At 73.0% G+C, this 19439-nt stretch carries 18 protein-coding genes; 10 read left to right on the forward strand and 8 right to left on the reverse strand.

What is annotated here, in order from left to right; all coding sequences use genetic code 11:
• Nucleotides 1-169: 169 nt before the first annotated feature.
• Complete coding sequence (locus ABZ806_RS14480; RefSeq protein ID WP_500217696.1) at nucleotides 170-841, reverse strand: dioxygenase family protein; 672 nt, start codon at nucleotides 839-841, stop codon at nucleotides 170-172.
• Between the two features lie 290 nt (nucleotides 842-1131).
• On the opposite strand from ABZ806_RS14480, the gene ABZ806_RS14485 reads away from it, so the two are divergent.
• The 6 genes from ABZ806_RS14485 (at nucleotide 1132) to ABZ806_RS14510 (ending at nucleotide 6054) form a co-directional block, all read left to right on the forward strand.
• Nucleotides 1132-2124, forward strand: a complete 993-nt coding sequence (locus tag ABZ806_RS14485; RefSeq protein ID WP_500217697.1) for an AraC-like ligand-binding domain-containing protein — start codon at nucleotides 1132-1134, stop codon at nucleotides 2122-2124.
• A gap of 92 nt (nucleotides 2125-2216) precedes the next feature.
• On the forward strand, nucleotides 2217-2414 hold the full coding sequence (locus ABZ806_RS14490; RefSeq protein WP_500217699.1) for a hypothetical protein: 198 nt from the start codon (nucleotides 2217-2219) through the stop codon (nucleotides 2412-2414).
• The gene (locus ABZ806_RS14495; RefSeq protein WP_500217701.1) at nucleotides 2411-3739 is read left to right on the forward strand and encodes an erythromycin esterase family protein; all 1329 of its coding nucleotides are present in this window, start codon (nucleotides 2411-2413) and stop codon (nucleotides 3737-3739) included. The genes ABZ806_RS14490 and ABZ806_RS14495 overlap by 4 nt, the downstream gene beginning before the upstream one ends.
• Before the next feature lie 37 nt (nucleotides 3740-3776).
• Entirely contained in the window at nucleotides 3777-4565 is a 789-nt protein-coding gene (locus ABZ806_RS14500) for a DUF427 domain-containing protein (protein ID WP_500217703.1), read from the forward strand.
• A gap of 186 nt (nucleotides 4566-4751) precedes the next feature.
• Nucleotides 4752-5456, forward strand: a complete 705-nt coding sequence (locus tag ABZ806_RS14505; RefSeq protein WP_500217705.1) for a Crp/Fnr family transcriptional regulator — start codon at nucleotides 4752-4754, stop codon at nucleotides 5454-5456.
• A gap of 25 nt (nucleotides 5457-5481) precedes the next feature.
• Entirely contained in the window at nucleotides 5482-6054 is a 573-nt protein-coding gene (locus ABZ806_RS14510) for a TetR/AcrR family transcriptional regulator (RefSeq protein ID WP_500217707.1), read from the forward strand.
• A gap of 18 nt (nucleotides 6055-6072) precedes the next feature.
• Here ABZ806_RS14510 and qcrB read toward each other — a convergent pair whose 3' ends face one another.
• The gene (qcrB, locus tag ABZ806_RS14515; RefSeq protein ID WP_500217758.1) at nucleotides 6073-7779 is read right to left on the reverse strand and encodes a cytochrome bc1 complex cytochrome b subunit; all 1707 of its coding nucleotides are present in this window, start codon (nucleotides 7777-7779) and stop codon (nucleotides 6073-6075) included.
• A 122-nt stretch (nucleotides 7780-7901) separates the two neighbouring features.
• Nucleotides 7902-8543 carry a hypothetical protein gene (locus ABZ806_RS14520; RefSeq protein ID WP_500217709.1) on the reverse strand — a complete coding sequence of 214 codons (642 nt, stop codon included), beginning with the start codon at nucleotides 8541-8543 and terminating at the stop codon, nucleotides 7902-7904.
• A 194-nt stretch (nucleotides 8544-8737) separates the two neighbouring features.
• On the opposite strand from ABZ806_RS14520, the gene ABZ806_RS14525 reads away from it, so the two are divergent.
• The gene (locus ABZ806_RS14525) at nucleotides 8738-9268 is read left to right on the forward strand and encodes a DoxX family protein (RefSeq protein WP_500217711.1); all 531 of its coding nucleotides are present in this window, start codon (nucleotides 8738-8740) and stop codon (nucleotides 9266-9268) included.
• 54 nt (nucleotides 9269-9322) lie between these two features.
• On the opposite strand, the gene ABZ806_RS14530 is transcribed toward ABZ806_RS14525, so the two are convergent.
• The 3 genes from ABZ806_RS14530 to ABZ806_RS14540 form a co-directional block, all read right to left on the reverse strand.
• On the reverse strand, nucleotides 9323-11182 hold the full coding sequence (locus tag ABZ806_RS14530; protein WP_500217712.1) for a carbohydrate-binding module family 20 domain-containing protein: 1860 nt from the start codon (nucleotides 11180-11182) through the stop codon (nucleotides 9323-9325).
• A 139-nt stretch (nucleotides 11183-11321) separates the two neighbouring features.
• On the reverse strand, nucleotides 11322-12368 hold the full coding sequence (gene nrfD / locus ABZ806_RS14535) for an NrfD/PsrC family molybdoenzyme membrane anchor subunit (RefSeq protein WP_500217714.1): 1047 nt from the start codon (nucleotides 12366-12368) through the stop codon (nucleotides 11322-11324).
• On the reverse strand, nucleotides 12365-13294 hold the full coding sequence (locus tag ABZ806_RS14540; protein WP_500217716.1) for a 4Fe-4S dicluster domain-containing protein: 930 nt from the start codon (nucleotides 13292-13294) through the stop codon (nucleotides 12365-12367). Before ABZ806_RS14540 ends, nrfD begins: the two co-directional genes overlap by 4 nt.
• Nucleotides 13295-13437: 143 nt before the next feature.
• Here ABZ806_RS14540 and ABZ806_RS14545 point away from each other — a divergent pair, with 143 nt between their 5' ends.
• Nucleotides 13438-13836 (forward strand): PaaI family thioesterase, encoded by a 399-nt coding sequence (locus ABZ806_RS14545; RefSeq protein ID WP_500217718.1) that lies wholly within the window; start codon nucleotides 13438-13440, stop codon nucleotides 13834-13836.
• Here ABZ806_RS14545 and ABZ806_RS14550 read toward each other — a convergent pair.
• Nucleotides 13833-14693 (reverse strand): PaaX family transcriptional regulator, encoded by an 861-nt coding sequence (locus ABZ806_RS14550; protein WP_500217719.1) that lies wholly within the window; start codon nucleotides 14691-14693, stop codon nucleotides 13833-13835. The genes ABZ806_RS14545 and ABZ806_RS14550 overlap by 4 nt on opposite strands.
• A gap of 205 nt (nucleotides 14694-14898) precedes the next feature.
• Between ABZ806_RS14550 and ABZ806_RS14555 the strand changes: the two genes are divergently transcribed.
• Complete coding sequence (locus ABZ806_RS14555; RefSeq protein ID WP_500217721.1) at nucleotides 14899-16518, forward strand: benzoate-CoA ligase family protein; 1620 nt, start codon at nucleotides 14899-14901, stop codon at nucleotides 16516-16518.
• A 124-nt stretch (nucleotides 16519-16642) separates the two neighbouring features.
• On the opposite strand, the gene ABZ806_RS14560 is transcribed toward ABZ806_RS14555, so the two are convergent.
• The gene (locus tag ABZ806_RS14560; protein ID WP_500217723.1) at nucleotides 16643-17638 is read right to left on the reverse strand and encodes an RNA-guided endonuclease InsQ/TnpB family protein; all 996 of its coding nucleotides are present in this window, start codon (nucleotides 17636-17638) and stop codon (nucleotides 16643-16645) included.
• Nucleotides 17639-17787: 149 nt separating this feature from the next.
• Here ABZ806_RS14560 and boxC point away from each other — a divergent pair, with 149 nt between their 5' ends.
• The gene (boxC, locus tag ABZ806_RS14565) at nucleotides 17788-19437 is read left to right on the forward strand and encodes a 2,3-epoxybenzoyl-CoA dihydrolase (protein WP_500217725.1); all 1650 of its coding nucleotides are present in this window, start codon (nucleotides 17788-17790) and stop codon (nucleotides 19435-19437) included.
• Nucleotides 19438-19439 lie beyond the last annotated feature (2 nt).

Genomic DNA, 19439 nt, shown 5'->3' on the forward strand with positions numbered 1-19439 from the left:
GTGTGCTCCCAGATTTCATTACTCGACCAAGAGTGATCGGTGGGAGACTATCCTTTTCTTTGGCGTTTCGTGGCCGTTTCACGTTACGTCTCGGTCGCATTCCCGCAGGCTTTCGGGCGAACGCGACATACGGTCGCCCGGCCCGGCTCGAGGCCGGGCCGGGGACCGGCTATGGCACCTGCAGGACGAAGTCGAACGTCGCCGCGCGCCCGTTCGGCCCGGACTGGACGTCCATCAGCAGTTCGGGGTCGAACAGCATGTCGGAGGAGTTCCGGGGCTCGTTCGGGAAGTAGAGCTGCGTCGTCAGGACCTGCCGGTAGGGGGCCTGGACCTTGACGTGGATGTGCCGGGTGCGGCCCGGGTAGAGGCCGGGCACGATCGTCGTCAGAGCGAATCGTCCCATTGTGTCCGTGTATTGATGCCCGCGTAGCGTGTAGCCATAGTTGTCGTAATTGCCGTAATAGTCGGCTTGCCAGAAGTCGAGGAGCGCGCGGCTCACCGGACGGCACGACAGGGAGTAGACGATGCCCGTGACGGTGAGCGGGGTGCCGGGCATTCCGGGCGTCACCAGGGACGCGCGCTCCGGCGAGCCGGGCTTGAAGTAGGGGCCCTCCATCTGCGGCGGGGTCGGGTCGTCGTCACCGTCGTCGCACGCGGGCGTCGGGGTGAGCGGTGCGGAGGCGGGACGGGCGGGCGCGGTCCGCGCCTGCGCGGGCGTCGCCGCGGCGGACACCGCCGCCGGCAGCGCGATCGCGCCGAGGCCCGCGGCCACGATGAAGTTCTTGCGGCTGATGCCGTCCCGCTCCTGCTCGGCGCGGGGGTGCTGGTGGTCGTCCGGCATGGGGGTTCCTCTCGGGGGTCGTCCGGGGTCGTCCGGGGTCGTCCGGTTGGCGGGGCTCCCAGGGAGTGCGGACGCGGCGGGTGAGTGCGTCCGCGTCATGTATAGGCCGCGCCGGGCCCGGCGGTCTTGCCGCTGCCTGCCGGGCCCTTGGCGCTGCCTGCCGGGCCCTTGGCGGCGAGTGCCGAAGCCCGCCGGGAGCGTCGTGCCGACTCGCTCATTGACCTCGCCGGCCGGGCGTAGAAGCCTTGCGGGTGGCGTCCGAGACCCCGTCCGCCGACCGGAGGAGCGTCATGCCCACGCTCGTTGACACCTCGGACCACCCTGCCCGCGACCAGGCCGACTACTGGCGGCACCTGATCGGCTCGGCGTTCGGGCCGTTCCACGTCCGGCCGCGGCGGCCCGGCGGGTTCCCCGCCCGGCTGTCGGGCCGCACGCTCGGCCCGGTCGAGACCGGCGACGTGCACGCGCCCGCGCACGCGGTGCGGCGCAGCGCCCGGCAGATCGCCCGCGACACCCGCGAGTGCTACAAGCTCGGCCTCGTCCTGTCCGGCTCGTGCGTGCTCCGGCAGAACGGCCGCCATGCCGAGGCCGGGGTCGGGGACGTGGTGTTCTACGACCTCACCCGACCGGTCGACATCTGGTTCGACGCCCACCACATCTTCACGGTCGTGATCCCGCACGGCGCCGTGCCGCTGCCGGCGGAGCGGCTGGCCGCGTTCGGCGGCACGCTGCTCGGCGCGAGCGCCCGCACCGGCCGGGTGGTCTCCTCCTTCCTCGGCGCCCTCGCCGAGAGCACCGCGCAGGACCTGGACGGGACGGACGAGGCGGCCGGCGAGCCCTACGCCCGCCACCTCGGCGGCGCGGTCGTCGAACTGGTGACCGGCGCGGCCGGGGAGTGGCTGGGCGCGCCGCCCGCCGCGTCTCCGCAGCACGCGGAGATGCTGCGCGCGATCCAGGAGTGGATCGAGGACCGGCTGCACGACCCGGCGCTGTGCCCGGCCGCGATCGCCGCCGCGCACCACATCTCCGTCCGGCAGCTGTACCGGGTGTTCCAGCCGGCCGGGACGACCGTCGCCCGGTACGTCCGCGCCCGCCGGCTGGAGCACTGCCGCCGCGAGCTGGGCGACCCTTTCCTCGGCACGCAGCGGATCGGCGCGATCGCGAACCGCTGGGGCCTCCCGGACGCCGCCGCCTTCAGCCGGGCGTTCCGCGCCGCCTACGGCCAGACCCCCACCGCCTACCGCGCCCGCGCCACCGGCCTGCACCGGGACGAGCGGCCGTAGTCCGGACGGCGTGCCAGGAAATGCCGGATTTGTCTGCATCGATCCCCGGATCGGGGGAACGCGGGGAGGACGACGAGAAGGGGGACGTCGGCATGCCACGACCGGGAAGCCACAAGTACGACGCCGAGCGCCGCAGGCTCCGCAAGCAGCTGGAGGACCAGGGCGCCGCCAGCGACCAGGAGGCCGGCGAGCGCGCCAACGCCATGCTGCAGTTGGACGAGGACCACCGCCCCCGCCGCGCCACCGAGCGGGGCGCCGGGCCGAAGGGGGAGCGGAGGGGATCGCGGTGAGCCCCGCGGTGGGCCATGAGGGGCCCGAATCCGACGACGTGCAGGGGGCGGCGCTGCCGCTGGAGTACGAGGAGGACCTCGACCCGCTCCTGGACCGGATCGGGGACGCCCGCTGCGTGCTGATCGGCGAGGCCAGCCACGGGACGCACGAGTACTACGCGTGGCGGGCCGCGCTGACCCGGCGGCTGATCGCCGAGCGCGGCTTCGCGTTCGTCGCGGTCGAGGGCGACTACCCGGACTGCCGGCGGGTCGGCCGCGCGGTGACCCTCGCCCCGGGCTCGCCCGCGGACCCGCGGGACGTCCTGGACGCCTACGAGCGCTGGCCGACGTGGATGTGGGCCAACGAGGAGACCGTGAAGTTCTGCCGGTGGCTGCGCGACCGCAACGCGGGCCTGCCGCCCGGCGGGCGGGCCGGCTTCTACGGCCTGGACGTCTACAGCCTGTGGGAGTCGCTCCGCGCGGTCGTCGACCATCTGGCGGAGCACCGTCCGGAGTACCTGGAGACGGCGCTCGAGGCGTACCGCTGCTTCGAGCCGCACGGCGAGGACCCGCAGGCCTACGGGTGGAACACCGCGCTGGTCCCGGACGGCTGCGCCGACGAGGTCCTGGCGCTGCTCACCAGGCTGCGCCGGGTCGCGCCGCCCGCGGGCTCCCGGGATCCGGCGGACGCGTTCGACGCCCGGCAGAACGCCGAGGTGGCGGCGAACGCCGAGCGGTACTACCGCGCCATGATCGGCGGCGGGCCGGAGTCGTGGAACGTCCGGGACGTCCACATGGCCGACACCCTCGACCGGCTCATGGAGTTCCACGGGGCCGAGCGCGGCGGCGGGAAGGCCGTGGTGTGGGCGCACAACACCCATGTCGGCGACGCGCGGGCGACCGACATGGCCGCCGCCGGCATGGTCAACCTCGGCCAGCTGGCGCGGGAGCGGCAGGGCCGCGACCGGGTCGTGGCGATCGGGTTCGCGGGCGGGCCCGGCGAGGTCGTCGCGGCGCCGCGCTGGGGCGGTCCGATGGAGGTCATGCAGGTCCCGCCGCCGGCCGCCGGGTCGCTGGAGGAGGTGCTGGCGGAGTCGGAGCTGCACCGCGGGATGTTCATCGTGCCGCCCGAGCCGGACAAGCCGCCCTTCCTCACCCGGACGCTCGGGCACCGCGCGATCGGCGTCGTGTACGACCCGGACCGCGACCGGCGCCAGTACGTGCCGACGAGGCTCGCCGACCGCTACGACGCGCTGTGCTGGTTCCGGACCACCTCGGCGCTCGAGCCGCTGCACCTGGAGGCGGCCCGCCGTGGTGAACTGGAGACGATGCCGTCCGGGGTGTGACGACACGCCTGTGTCGACCCGAATGCGAGGAGTCGCCATGTCCTTGACCATGCCGCCGGGACCGCTCGCCGGCTCGCCCGGTGACCAGGTCAACTTCACCATCGACGGGCCGAAGCACCGGCTGTTCATGCACCGGTTCCCGCGCCGGGTGCACGCCTGGTTCGCGGGGGAGATCGTCCTGGACACCGAGCGCGGGCAGTTCCTGCACGAGACGGGGCTGCTGCCCGCCCTGTACGTCCCGGAGGAGGACGTGCGGACCGACCTGCTGGAGCGGACCGACCACACCACGCACTGCCCGTTCAAGGGCGACGCGGCGTACTGGACGATCCGGGTCGGCGACCGCGCGGCGGAGAACGCGGTGTGGGGGTACCCGGAGCCGAAGCCCGAGGCGGCCTGGCTGCGCGGCCACATGGCCTTCTACTGGGCGCCGATGGACGCCTGGTACGACGAGGACGAGGAGGTCCACGGGCACCTGCGCGACCCGTTCCACCGCGTCGACGCGCGGCGCGCGCGCCGGCACGTGCGGGTACTGCGGGACGGGGAGGTCGTCGCGGAGACCGAGCACCCGATCGTGCTGTCGGAGACCGGCCTGCCGAACCGGTACTACATCCCGGCGGAGGACGTCCGCCGGGAACTGCTGACCCGGAGCCAGAAGCGCACCGTCTGCCCGTACAAGGGCGAGGCGGAGTACTGGTCGCTCGAAGGCGCCGAGGACGCCGCCTGGTCCTACGAGGAGCCGCTGGAGGACGCCGCCAAGATCGCCGGCCATCTGAGCTTCGACCACGAGGCCCTGACGATCGAGTCGCAGCCGCCGCCCGGCGCCTGACGGACGCCTTCACTGGAGGCCGATCTCGGCCCGGCCGGCCTCCGGCGGCGCGCCGGGATGCGACGTGACCTCCGGGTTCTCGCGGTGCACAAGGGGCCGCCCTCCGGTTTACAGTTCGGATGACCGTGGGCAGTAACCGTGGGCGAGCACGATGGCGGGCGAAATGGCGGGCGAAGGAGACGGCTGGTGGCAGCGTACGCGGCGTCCTCCCCGCGGCCGGGGTTCTGGGCCGCGCTCGACTCCGCGCAGCGGTCCGCGCTGCGCGACGCGGCGCGCCCCCGGCAGTTCCCGGTGAAGGCGCCGCTGGTCTACCAGGGCGACGAGTCCGACCACGTGATCATCATCGAGCGCGGCTGGGCGAAGGTCACCTCGTCCACCGAGGACGGCCACGACGTGGTGCTGGCCGTCCGCGGCCCCGGCGACCTGATCGCCGAGAGCGCGGCGCTCGGCGGGCGGCCGCGCGCCGCGACCGTCACCGCGCTGTCGCCGATCCGCGCGCTGGTGGTGCCCGCCGCCCGCTTCACCGGGTTCCTGGAGGGGCACCCGGACGTGTGGATGCTCGTCACCGGGACCTTCGTCGAGCGCATGGACGAATCGGGCCGGCGGCTCACCGCGCACGTCACCAGCCGCGGCCCGCAGCGCCTCGCCGGGCTGCTGGCGCAGCTCGCGGAGCTGTCGGCCCAGCACGCCCCGCCGGCGCCGGACGGCTCGATCGAGATCGGCCCGCCGCTGTCCCAGGAGGAGCTCGGCAGCTGGATGGACGCGTCCCGGGAGACCGTCGCGCGCGCCCTCAACGGCCTGCGCGGCGCGGGCCTGATCCGCACCGGCTGGCGCAGGATCATCGTCGTGGACCTGCCCCGCCTCCGCGAGTTCGCCAAGGAGAACGACTGAGCGGCCCGGCCCGTAGGATTCCGGGGTGAGCACTCCGGGGACGGGCGGGGACGGCTACCACCACGGGGACCTGCGGCGGACGATCATGCGGGCGGCCGTCGCGGCGATCGCCGAGTCGGGGCCGGCCGGGTGGAGCCTGCGCGAGCTGGCGCGGCGCGCCGGGGTGTCGCACGCGGCGCCCGCCCACCACTTCGGCGACAAGGCGGGCCTGCTGACCGCCGTCGCCGCCGAGGGGTACGCGCTGTTCGCGGACGCCCTCGAAGCCGCCGGCGACGACCTGCACGCGGTCGGCCTCGCCTACGTCCGCTTCGCCGTGGAGCACCGGGCGCACTTCGAGGTCATGTTCAGCCCCGGCCTCTACCGGGCCGGCGACCCCGCCCTGGACGCGGCCCGCGCCCGCGCGGGCGCCGTCCTCGCCGCGGGCGTCCGGCAGGCGTCGCCGGACGGCCCGGACGGCGGCCGGACGGGCCGCCTCGCCGCCTGGTCGATCGTGCACGGCTTCGCGCACCTGTGGCTGAGCGGCGCGCTGCCGGCCGATCTGGGCGACGACCCCGTGGCCGCCGCCGCCCCCGTGATCGAGCACCTCTTCGAGCACTGACCGGCCGCGCGCCGCGTCTCAGGAGGACGGCTTCCCGCCCACGGCCCGCTCGCCGCCGGCCCGCTCGCCGCCGGCCCGCTCGCCGGCGGCGGGTTGTTCGCCGCCGGAGTCGAGCGGCGGGCGTTCCGGGACGGTGGCCAGGTCGGCGCGGAACCGGCGGTTGAGCGCGGCGCGCAGGCGGCCGGCCGCGGTCCGGCCCCGCGGGCTGACGACGTCGCCGGCCGGCGGCGGGACGTCCAGGTCGACGGCGGGCGCGGGGCGCGGGTCGGTGATCGCGGCGATCGCCTCGTCCGGCAGGTGCCGCTCGACCTCGCTGTACCCGCCGCCGGGGGACTGCCGGATGATGCCGGTCTCCAGCCCGTGCGCGACCAGCCCGAGGTCGCGGCGCTGCAGGCCGACGCAGATCCGGTAGGCGATGATGTAGCCGAGCACCGGCCCGAGGATGATCAGGAAGCGGAAGAACCAGGTCGTCCAGAACAGCGGGATGTGGAACTTGTCGGCGAGGACGTCGTTGCCGCCCGCGAGCCACAGCGTCCCGTAGAAGACCACGCCGCCGATGCCGATGCCGGTGCGCGCGGGGACGTCGCGGGGCCGGTCGAGCAGGTGGTGGATCCGGTCGTCGCCGGTCACCCAGCGTTCCAGGAACGGGTAGGCGGCGAGGCCGGTGAACAGGACCCCCGGCACGCCCAGCGCCGGGACGAGCACGTTCAGCGGGACGGTGTGGCCCCACGCGGTGATCTCCCAGGCCGGCATGATCCGCAGGGCGCCCTCCAGCCAGCCCATGTACCAGTCGGGCTGCGAGCCGGAGCTGATCGCGCCCGGGTCGTACGGGCCGTACAGCCAGATCGGGTTGATCTGGACGAACGCGGCCAGCAGCGTGGTGATGCCGAGGACCCACAGGAAGAACGCCGTGGTCTTGCCGATGAACACCGGGAAGAACGGGTAGCCGCGGACGGTCGTGTTCGTGCTGCCCTTGCCGGGGAACTGGGTGTGGGTCTGCCGCCAGGTCAGCACGATGGCGTGCAGCGGGATCAGCGCCGCGAGGATGCCCGGGACCAGCAGCACGTGGACGATGTAGAGCCGCGGGATGATGTCGGTCCCGGGGAACTCTCCGCCGAACAGGAACATCACCGCGTAGGAGCCGACCAGCGGGATCCCCGCGGTGACGCCCTCCAGGATGCGCAGGCCGGTGCCGGACAGCAGGTCGTCGGGCAGCGAGTACCCGAACAGGCCGTTGAACATGACGAGGACGAGCATGGCGACGCCGATCAGCCAGTTCAGCTCGCGCGGCTTGCGGAACGCTCCGGTGAAGAAGTTCCGCAGCATGTGGACGAGGATCGCCGCCATGAAGACGAGCGTCGACCAGTGGTGCAGCTGCCGGACGAGCAGCCCGCCCCGCACATCGAAGCTGATCCGCAGCGTGGAGGCGTACGCCTCGCTCATCTCGACGCCCTGCAGCCGCGTGTAGGAGCCGTCGTAGACGACCTCGTGCATGCTCGGCTTGAAGAACAGCGTCAGGTACACCCCGGTCAGCAGGATGATCACGAACGAGTACATCGCGATCTCGCCGAGCAGGAAGCTCCAGTGGTCCGGAAACGCCTTGCGCAGCGCCCTGCGGGCGAAGCCGGTGGTGCCGAACCGCTCGTCCAGTGCCCGCGCCCCGCTCAGCAGCGGGGCGTTCGCGGCCGCCGCCCCGCCCCGCGCCTGGGGTGTCGTCCCCGCCATCGTCAGCACATCCCTCCGTCGCGCTTCTGCGCATAAGACGGAACGAGTGCGGACGTTTGTGACACCCCGGGCGATGTGCGCCTGATCACAGGCGGCCCGGGGGCGCCGGGCGGGCGGGACGGTCAGCAGGCGGGCACGGCCGGGTGGCCGCGGCGCCGGTGGCGCGGGCGCCGGGCGGCCTTGTAGAACAGCCGGACCGGCGGCGGCAGCAGCCGCAGCACCGCGCCGCGGGTGGACTCGGAGGCGTCGTCGAGCAGCCACGGCAGGAACGTCCCGAGCCCCCGCAGCCCCAGCTCGCGGCGGAACTCGACGTCGAACGTCCCCCATTCGAAGGGCGTCAGGGTCTCCTGGATCAGCGGCAGGACGTTCGCCTCCTTGAAGTCCAGGACGACGTCCAGGGACGTGCGCAGCTCGCGCGCGTGCCGGGTGAACGCGGGGCGGTCGCGGTGCTCCAGGGCGGCGTCCACGGCGTCGATCAGCGGGACGACCCGCAGCGCCCGCACGGCGAGGGACTCGAGGACGACGCCGACGCGCCCGCGGCCGTGCTCCCGCTCACCGGCGGCCTCGGCGTACATCACCGTCCACAGGGCGCGCTTCTCCGCGTTGTCCTGGATCCGCCAGAAGTGGGTGAACAGGGGCCACGTGCTCGCGACGCCCGGATCGGCGGGACCGGTCGCGGCCTCCAGCCGGGCCGCGTCGCGGCGGAACGCCTCGTACGCGGCGTACAGCATCGTCAGGTTGTACTTTCTGGCCACGCTATCCATGCCGCCTCCTCGACCTCCGCGCTGACAGCCCCCGAGAGGTAGACGCTCCGGACACCCCCGGCCGTGACGCGATCTGGAGTCTGACCTCTGTGACGTGCCCCACGTCCGGCGATCTATGCGGTGGGACGGCCGGACGCCGGGGTGCGCGATCGCCTTGTACGTTGGCGGAACACCGGTGAGAGAAGGGGCCGTGAATGGCTGTTGAGGCGGTGGGCGCCGATATCGCGTCCCTGGTGCTGCGGCTGTCCGTGGGCGGGACGCTGCTCGCGCACGGCTGGAACCACGCGTGGGGCGGAGGCCGGATCCCGGGGACGGCGGGCTGGTTCGAGTCGATGGGCCTGCGGCCCGGCCGCCTGCACGCGCTGATGGCCACCGGCACCGAACTGGGCGCCGGGGTCCTGCTGCTGCTCGGCCTGCTCACGCCGCTCGCCGCGGCCGGCGCGGTCGGCACGATGACGGTCGCGTTCGTCATCGCCCACCTGCGCAACGGCTTCTTCATCTTCCGGCCGGGCCAGGGCTACGAGTACGTCCTGATGATCATCATGGTGGCGTGCGCGCTGGGCGCCCTCGGCGGCGGCGCCGTGTCGGCCGACCGCGCGCTCGGGCTCTCCGACGACCTGGCCGGATGGACGGGCCTCGCCGTCACGGCACTGGCCGGCGGCATCGGGGCCGCGCTCCTGCTGGCGGTCTTCTGGCGCCCGGCGAAGCGGACCGCCGACGGCTGAGCGGGGCCGGCCTCCGCACACGACGAGGCCGGCCCCGGTTTCATCCGGGAGCGGTCATCTCCAGGTGTCGCTCGCGGTGTGCGCGGACGTCCCGGTGGTGTAGCCGCGGTTCGCGCCGCTCTCCCACGTCACGGCGCCCGCGTCGGTCTTCTTGATGTACTTGTACTCGATCCTTGTGCCGACGGGCAGTGCCACCGTGCCGTTCCAGGTCGGGTAGTGGTCGGGGGAGAGCTTGACGGCCTTGGACGTGTCCCAGGAGCCGAGTGCCGGGATGTCGCCGACGATGTAGACGCTCGTCCCCCAGGTCGTCGTGGCGTGGACGTTGAACACGTCCGAGACGGTCGTGGGCGACGAGGTGGGTGTCGCGGTCGGTGTCGCGGTGGGTGTCGCGCCCGTCCTGGCGTTCACGTGGATCGCGACCGCGTCGTGCGCGGGGATGGTCACGGTCGCGGTGCCGCCGGTGACCGGGACGGAGGTGCCCGCGCACCCGTTCTCCCCGAGGCCGCCGGTGATGACGTCGCAGTAGACGCCGTCCGCGAGGCCGGTCCGGTAGGTGGCGGTGGACGCGCTGGACGAGTCGTTCAGCCCGATCCAGCCCTTCGAGCCGCGGCTGAACCCGATGACGTCGCCCGCCGTCGCGGTGAAGCCGGACACCGTCGTGGCGGACGCGGTCGCGTTGTGCCAGCCGACCATGCCCTTCATCCCGGTCGACTGCGTGAGGCACTGCCAGCCGTTGGAGCAGTCGGTGCCCGTGACGAACCCGCCGGAGTCCGCCGGCGGCGACTGCCCGGCGGACGACCAGGCGAACCCGTCGAACACCGACGGCTTCCCGTAGGGGTAGGCCAGCAGGAAGTAGTTGGCCAGCACGTAGTCGGAGCCGTTCTTGTAGCTGAGCGTCGACCCGTTCCGCTCGGTGTCGTGGTTGGTGACCATGGTGAACGTCTGGGCGCCGGCGGCGTCCAGTGACCACGACGGGATGCCCGACAGGTTCGACAGCGTTCCGTTCTGGAACTGGGTCTTCAGCCCCTGCGCGTAGGAGAAGCCGAGCACGTCGCCGTTCCCGGTGAACGCGGACGGCTTCAGTCCGGCGGTGCTCGCTCCTGGGACGACCTCCTGCGCGATGTAGGGCGCCCTGCCCTCGGCGGTCGTGGTGTGGAGCGCACCCCTGATGGCGGCGAAGTCGCTCTGCGCGATGTGCTTGGCGGCGTCGATCCGGAACCCGTCGACGCCGAGGCCGATGAGGTCGTTCAGGTATCCGGTGATCTTTCCGCGGACGTAGTCCGACTGGGTCTTGAGGTCCGACAGCGACACCAGTTCGCAGTTCTGCACCTCGGACGTGTTGTTCCAGTCGTCGATGCCGCCGTCCTCGTCGTCGCAGTACCCGTCGCCCGGATGGTGGAAGTCGCCGTAGCCGTACGGGACGGCCGGGTAGGCGAACCCGGCGGGATCGAACGCCGACCCGCCGTAGGTGGTGCTGACCGTGTTGTTGTGGCCCGCCATGTGGTTGACGACCGCGTCCACGTACACGCGGACGCCCGCGTTGTGGCAGGCCGCGACCATGGCGGCGAACTGGGCGCGGGTCCCGAGCCGGCTGGTGAGGCCGTAGGAGACGGGCTGGTACACCTCCCACCACGGGTGCGCGCCGTCGCTGGTGGCGGCGAGGCTGACCGACTCGGCGGGCGGGGCGACCTGGACGGCCCCGTACCCGGCCGGCCCGAGGTGGTCGGTGCAGGCCGCCGCGACCGACGGCCAGTTCCATTCCCAGAGGTTGGCGGTGACGTCGCCGCCGTTCAGCGGCACGGCGGCGCGGGCGGGGGAGCCGGGGAGCAGGGCGGCGGCGGGCGCGAGCCCGCCGAGGACGAGCGCACCGGCGGCGAGCAGGGACCGGCGGCGGGGGATTCTTGCGCGTTGCATGGCGGCGAACTCCTGACAGCGGGGCGCCTGGAGGGGTGGGGGGACGGCCGTCCGCGAGCACCGTGAGAATGCTCTCTTCTTGCAGTCCCGTCAAGAGCTTGCGCAAGATTTCAATGAACTTGCAGAAACCCGGCAGAAGTCAGCTGGTGGCCCTCGTGCCGCGCTCGGTCACGCGTTCCCGCTGGGGGGCGACGGTGTACTTGGGGTCCTCGGCCGACTGGATCCCGGCGTAGAAGATGCCGAAACGCGTGCAGGTCGAGCCGGCCAGGAGCGCCGCGCCGCTGAGCGCCGCGCCGGCGCGGCTCCGCCCGGCGAGCAGCACGCTCCCGGCGGTGCCCGCGCCCGACAGGATCTCGCCCGCGCGCATGAAGCGGCCCGCCCTGCCCTTCGTGTACGGCTCGGCGGCCAGCCCGGCCCGCCACTCCAGCAGCTTGGCCGCCGCCAGCTCCACGGCCGCGCCGGACACGGCGGCGGTCCGCATCGGCCCGGTCTCGCGGACGGGAGCGGCGAGCAGCGCCATCCCGGCCGCGGCGGTCGTGGCCGAGCCGGCGAAGACGAACGGCAGCTCGCGCCTGCCCTCGTGCCAGGCGGGCACCGCCGTGTCGGCGATCAGCACGGCGGTGTAGACCGTGACGGCGGGGCCGAGCGCGGCGGCCGCGGCGGTGGCGGCCCTGCCGAGATGCGGGAAGCGTCCCGCCACGTCGAGGACGGCGGCGCCGCCGGCGGCGGGCCCGTAGGCGGCCAGGATCCAGGAGCCCATGCTCATCGGCGAGGTCGGCTTCATGACCCGCAGCATGTTGTAGAACCGGGCCGGCCGGCCGAGGTCGTGGATCAGCGCGGCCGTGGACCCGGCGATGGCGGCCAGCGAGGAGATCTTCAGCGCCCGCGCGGCGGCGGGCCGCCCGGTCAGCTGCGCGCCCGCGGCCAGCATCGAGCCCGCCCCGGCCAGGCCGCCGAGGAACAGGTAGGCGGCGACGTCGGCCGCCTTCCACACCGGCGGGTTCAGGATGGGCAGGCCGTAGTAGGAGGTGAACTCGGCGTCCGGCACCATCGCCTTCTCGCCGCGCCCGCCGCGCCGCCCGCCGCGCCGTCCGCCCTTCCCCGGCCGCAGGCCCCGGCCGACCAGCGCCTCGCGGTCGGGCCGCGCCCCGGCGATGCCCTCCCTGCGCACCTCCGACTCGCTCATCGCGCTCCTCCCCGGCCGCCGCGCATGCCGCCGTGGGCGGCGAAGACGGTGGCGAGCCCGCCGATCAGCGCCGCGGCGGCGAGACCGGCGTTCCGCCACATGGACGGCAGGTCGCGCGTGGTGACGACCGGGTCCGGCGGCAGCCCGTAGACCTCCGGTTCGTCCAGGAGCAGGAAGAACGCGCCGTCGCCGCCGACGCCGTCGTCCGGGTCGTGGCCGTAGAGGCGGGCGTCCTCGACGCCGATGTCGTGGAGCTGCTCGACCCGCATCGCGGCGCGCTCGCGCAGCTCCTCCAGCGGCCCGTACTGGATGGAGTCGGTGGGGCACGCCTTGGCGCAGGCCGGTTCCAGGCCCGCCCCGAGCCGGTCGTAGCACAGCGTGCACTTCCAGACCCGGCCGTCCTCCTTGCGCTGGTCGATGACCCCGTACGGGCAGGCGGGGACGCAGTAGCCGCAGCCGTTGCAGATGTCCTGCTGGACGACGACCGTGCCGAACTCGGTGCGGAACAGCGAGCCGGTCGGGCAGACGTCCAGGCAGGCGGCGTGCGTGCAGTGCTTGCACACGTCCGACGCCATCAGCCAGCGGAGGTCGGTGCCGCCTCCGCCGGAGGCCGCGCCGGGGGAGCCGCCGTGGTCGACGCCGGGCTCGGCGTTCCCCATGGGCTTGTTCTGCTCGATGAACGCGACGTGCCGCCAGGTGTCGGCGCCGAGGCCCTGGGTGTTGTCGTAGGACATGCCGGTGAAGTCGAGGCCGTCCTCCGGGATGGCGTTCCACTCCTTGCAGGCCACCTCGCACGCCTTGCAGCCGATGCACACCGAGGTGTCGGTGAAGAACCCCATCCGGGGCGGGTGATCGGCATGGCCGGAGCCGGCGGCGACGTCCGGTTCGGCTCCGGCGAGCAGGTTCCGTCCGACCAAGCTGCCCATCCCAGGACCTCCCAACGCGCGGCACCGACCCTTCTCCGACTTCCCGGCAGCGCGCTCTCTACACGCGTGCCTCCGCCACCGCGCCCTCCCGCACGCGCGGCGCGCCGTTGACGGCGGATTCGGCGGCTGGATAGCTTCCGGGCATGACGGTTGAATTCGCCGGTTACGCGGGCCCGCTGGACCAGACGCTCGGGCTGGTGGTGACCGAGGCGTCCGAGCAGGAGGTCGTGGCCGAGCTGGAGGTCACCGACAAGCTCATGCAGGCGTACGGGATCGTCCACGGCGGCGTGTACTGCGCCATCACCGAGACGGTGTGCAGCATGGGCGCGGCCCTCACCGTCGGGCTCGGCAACCAGGTCGTCGGGATCAGCAACCACACCCGGTTCATCCGCGCCGTGCGCGGCGGGCGCCTGGTCGCCCGCGCACACCCGGTCGACCGGGTGGACGACCACGTGACCTGGCAGTCGACGATCACCGACGAGAAGGACCGCGTGGTCGCCGAGGGCACCGTCAACCTGCTGAAGCTCACCCCGCCCGGCTAGTCGCCGCTCATCGCCTTCCACTGGCGGTCGGCGACGGGACGCCAGATGTCGTGGCGCTCGTGGAACAGCGTGAACGCCTGGGAGCCGCTCCAGTCGTCCGGCAGCAGCTCCGCCGGCAGCCCCGGGTCGAGGAACGGGAACCGCCGCCATGCCTGGACGAGCCGCGTGTGCGCGGCGAACGTGCCCGGATCGTCGGCGGGGCGCAGCGCGCCGGCGGCCTCCAGGAAGTCCTCGTAGGAGAGTTCGATCTCGTCGAGGTCCCACGCCTGCCGGGCCACCCGGCGCGCCTCGGCCAGGTCGCCGAGCCGCCCGGTGAACAGGGTGGAGGTGCCGGCGACGCCGATCTCGGCGAGGACGCCCCGCACCTGCGGCTCGCGTCCGGGGTGCGGGCTCACCCACACGCCGGGGGACAGGTTGCCGAGCCCGTTCCAGGCGAGCCGCGTCCGCAGCAGGTGGCGGAGCCTGCGGTTGGTCTCCGGGACGGTCGCGAGGACCAGCAGCCACCGCCCGTCCCAGTCGCCGACCGGGCCGCCGAAGCCGTAGATGCGGCCGGTGCCGTCGGTGAGCAGCCGCTCCCCGGCCGGGGTGAGCCGCCAGGCGGTGCGGCGGCCGTGCCGCTCCCCGGCGAGCCAGCCCTCGGCGGCGCTGCGCGCGAGCGCCTGCCGGACGGCCTTCTCCTCGACGCCGAGCAGCCCGAGCGCCCGCAGGAACGCCGCCGTCCAGACCGGCTCGCGGCCGGGCAGCACGAACTCGCCGAGCACGGTCAGCAGCAGCGACCGGGCGCTCGCCGCGCCGAGTTCGCGACGGCGCCGGAACTCCGGCCGGGGGTGCGCCGCGTCCTCGCCGGATCGGGCCATGGGCTTCTCCTTCCGAGCCCTTCTGGGGCGCGGCCGTTCGTGGAACGCTGTCCAGTATCGCGCGAGTACGGCGCGGTACCGCGGGCGTACCGCGCGGTACCCCGCACGCGTTCCTCCCGACCGGCCATCATTCCACAGATCTATTGACTAGCGTTTCGTCTATGTAGAGCATTGGTGCCACGGTTCCCGGCGACTGGAGACCCCCATGACCGCTGAAACGGCGACTGCTGACACGGCGACCGCACCGGCCGCGCCCGACACGTTCAACGCCTCCGACCACCTTCTGCGGGCGGCCCGCCGGCCGGATACCGCCGGCCGGACGGCGCTCAGCGGGCCCGGCGGCGACCTCACCTACGCCGAGCTGGCCGACCTCGCCGGGCACATCGCCGCCGGGCTGGAGTCCTGGGGGACGCGGGCCGAGGAGCGCGTGGTCCTGTTCATGGCCGACGGCCCGCTGATGGCCGCCGCGATCCTCGGCGCGATGCGGCTCGGCGCCGTCCCGGTCCCGGTGTCGACGATGCTGACCGGAGCGGAGCTGGCCGCGCTGCTCAACGACGCGCGGGCCAGGGTGCTGCTGGTCAGCGGCCGTTTCGCGGTGGCGGCGGAGGCGGCGCTCGCGCACGCGCCGGGCGTCCGGCACGTCGCGGTGGAGGGAGACGCCGGGCTCCAGGCGCCGCCCGGAGTGCGGGTGAGTCCCTTCGACGACCTCGTCCGGGCCGGGCGCGAGCGCGGCGGGAAGCCGGCCGGGCCCTACCCGACCTCGGCCGACTCCAGCGCGCTGTGGCTCTACACGTCGGGGACGACCGGCAAGCCGAAGGGCGCGATGCACCGGCACGCCAACATCCGGCACGTCGTGGAGACCTACGGCCGCCAGGTCCTCGGGATCACCCCGGAGGACCGCTGCTACTCGGTCGCCAAGCTGTTCTTCGCCTACGGGATCGGCAACTCGCTGTTCTTCCCGCTGTCGGTGGGCGCGACCGCGATCCTGGACCCGGACCGGCCGACGCCCGCCTCGGTGGCCGAACGGCTGGTCGAGTACCGGCCGACGCTGTTCTTCGCCGTGCCCACGTTCTTCGCCGCGATCCTGAACGCGGACGTGCCGGTCGAGGCGTTCGCGTCCGTCCGGCTGGCGGTGTCGGCGGGCGAGCCGCTGCCCGCCGAGCTGTGCCGCCGCTTCACCGCCAGGTACGGCGTGGAGATCATCGACGGGATCGGCTCGACGGAGTGCCTGCACATCTTCCTGTCGAACCGTCCGGGTGAGGTCCGCCCGGGAACGACCGGTACCGCGGTCCCCGGCTACGAGCTGCGGATCGTGGACGCGGACGGCGCCGACGTCGAGCCGGGCACGCCGGGCTCCCTGCTGGTGAAGGGCGAGTCGATCGCGACGGGCTACTGGTGCCGCACCGACACGACCCGGAAGGTGTTCCAGGGGGAGTGGCTGCGCACCGGCGACACCTACGTGCGGGACGAGGACGGCTACTACACCTGCCTCGGCCGCACCGGCGACATGCTGAAGGCGGGCGGGATCTGGGTGTCGCCGTCCGAGGTCGAGGCCCGGCTGCTGGAGCATCCGGCGGTGGCGATGGCCGCGGTCGTCGGGCTGCCGGACGCCGACGGCCTGGACAAGCCGGTCGCCGCCGTCGTCCTCAAGGAGGGCGCGGCCGCCGAGCCGGCGGAGCTGATCGGCTTCTGCCGGGCGGGGCTCGCGTCGTTCAAGCGCCCCCGCGAGGTGCTGATCGTGGACAAGCTCCCGACGACCCCCACCGGCAAGCTGCGCCGCTTCGCCGTCCGCGAGCTGGCGGCGACCCTGCTCGACACGCCCTGAACGGGCGCCGGCCGGCCCGCCCCCGGGACGGCCCGCGCACCAATACGCTACAAACTCTTGACGTCTTAAACGAAATCTGTGGAGCATGGGGGGCGGAAGGACACCTCTTGACCTCCTCCCCCGCCTAGAGGCGGGGGGTTCCACGGGTCGCCCCGTGGGCTTCCTGTTTCGTCGCCGACTGCCCCGTCCGGGAGGACTCCCGTTGAGGTCTGACACCGGCTCCACAGGCCGACACCGCCAGCCCGGCGGCCACAATGTTGCGCGCGGCGTTGACGTCCCGGTCATGCCGGGCACCGCAGCCGCCGCACTCCCACTCCCTCACGTTGAGGGGCATCTTCCCGGTGATGGTCGCGCACTGCGAGCACGTCCTGGTGGAGGGGAACCACCGGTCGATCACCACCAGGTCGCGGCCGTACCAGTCGGCCTTGTACTCCAGCATCGTCCGCAGTTGCCGCCACGCCGCGTCCGAGATCGCGCGGGCGAGGTTGTGGTTCTGCACCATGTTGCGAACGTTCAGGTCCTCGATCACGACCACTTGGTTCTCGTGGACGAGCCGAGTCGACAGCTTGTGCAGGAAGTCACGGCGCCGGTCGGTGATCCGCGCGTGGATCCGGGCGACCTTCTCCCCCGTCGACAGGGTCACCAGCGAGGTGACCCCGGCGTCCACACCGACGGCCCGCTCGGACGGGTCCAGACCCATGATGGTGTCCTGGCACAGGATCGAGCAGAACCACCGCCCGGCCGCGTCCTTGGACACCGTCACCGTGGACGGCTCGGCCCCCTCGGGCAGCGGACGCGACCACACGATGTCCAGCGGTCCCGTCATCTTGGCCAGCGTGAGCTCACCGTCGCGGAAATTGAACGCCGACCGGGTGTACTCGGCCGAGGCACGCGACTTCCTACGCGACTTGAAACGCGGGTAGCGGGCACGTTTGTCGAAGAACGCCGCGAACGCGGCCTGCAGGTGCCGCAGCGCCTGCTGCAGCGGCACCGACGACACCTCGTTCAGGAACGCCAGTTCCCCGGTGCGCTTCCACTGTGTCAGCGCGGCCGAGGTGTCGACGTAGGACATGCGGCGCTGCTGGGTGTACCAGGCGCGGGTGCGTTCCTCCAGCGCCATGGCTCACATATTACAGCGAGATCGGTTAAGTTCTGCTCTTGCGTGGTGGACGGCGGTTCGCCTGGCGGCGAATCGCCTATTCCCGTCCTGCTCCGCAGGGGTCCGATTCCTCCCCCGCCTGAAGGCGGGGGTTTCCGCGGAGGTATTCGATGACCACCCCGCACGTGGAGTTCCGCGTGGACCCGTCCCGGTACCGGCACTGGAGGCTGGACGTCAACGGACCCGTCGCCACCCTCACGATGGCAGTGGACGAGCAGGGCGGCCTGGTCCCCGGCTATGAGCTGAAACTCAACTCCTACGACCTCGGCGTGGACATCGAGCTTTACGACGCCGTCCAGCGGCTCCGGTTCGAGCATCCGGGCGTCCGCACGGTGGTGGTCACCAGCGGCAGGGAGAAGATCTTCTGCGCGGGCGCCAACATCCGGATGCTGGCCGCGTCCCCGCACTCGTGGAAGGTGAACTTCTGCAAGTTCACCAACGAGACCCGCAACGGCATCGAGGACGCGACCGCGAACTCCGGCCAGACCTACCTGGCGGCGGTCAACGGCACCGCGTCCGGCGGCGGCTACGAGCTGGCCCTCGCCTGCGAGCACATCATGCTGGTGGACGACCGGTCCTCGGCGGTGTCGCTGCCGGAGCTGCCGCTGCTCGGCGTCCTGCCGGGCACCGGCGGCCTCACCCGCGTGTCGGACAAGCGGCACGTCCGCCGCGACCGCGCCGACTACTTCTCCACCAAGGCCGAGGGGCTCGGCGGCAAGAAGGCCGTCGCGTGGCGGCTGGTGGACGAGGCGGTCCCCCGCACGGCCTGGGACGCGACGGTCGCGGAACGCGCCGGGGAGCTGGCGGCCCGCTCGTCCCGCCCGGCCGGCGCGGAGGGCGTCGCACTGACCCCGCTCGCCAAGGAGCGCACTGACACGTCCATCGCCTACCGGCACGTGACGGCGAAGCTGGACCGCGACTCCGGCGCCGCCGAGATCACGATCGCCGGGCCCGACGCGCCTCCTGAGGACTTCCACCGCGAGTCCTTCTGGACGCTCGCCATGACCCGCGAGCTGGACGACCTCATCCTCGACCTGCGCACCAACGAGCTGGAGCTCGGCACCTGGGTGTTCCGCACGACCGGGCGCGCCGAGCACGTCCTCGCCCATGACCGGCTGCTGCTCGACAACGCCGGCGACTGGCTCGCCAACGAGATCGTCCACTACCTGAAGCGGACGCTGAAGCGCCTGGACGTCACCAGCCGCAGCCTCATCGCCCTGATCGAGCCGGGCAGTTGCTTCGCGGGCTCGCTCCTGGAGGTCGCGCTCGCCGCCGACCGCACCTACCAGCTCGACGGCGTCTTCGAGGACGTCGACCCGGACGCCGACCCCGCCGCGGTCACCGTGGACGCGATGAACCTCGGCCCGCTCCCGATGGGCAACGGGCTCACCCGCCTGGAGACCCGCTTCCTCGGTGACGCCGACGCGCTCACCGCCGTCCGCGACGCGTCCGGCAAGCCCCTGGAGGCGGCGGACGCCGAGCGCCTCGGCCTGGTCACCTTCGCGCCCGACGACATCGACTGGGACGAGGAGGTCCGCATCGCGATCGAGGAGCGCGGCAGCTTCAGCCCCGACGCGCTGACCGGCCTGGAGGCCAACTACCGCTTCGCCGGCCCGGAGACCCTGGAGACCAAGATCTTCGGACGGCTCACCGCCTGGCAGAACTGGATCTTCACCCGCCCGAACGCGTCCGGACCGGACGGCGCGCTGCGCCGCTACGGCACCGGACGCCGCGCCGACTTCGACCGAAAGCGAGTCTGACC

Origin of the sequence: Spirillospora sp. NPDC047418, from assembly GCF_040643275.1 — a bacterium.
Classification (GTDB): domain Bacteria; phylum Actinomycetota; class Actinomycetes; order Streptosporangiales; family Streptosporangiaceae; genus Spirillospora.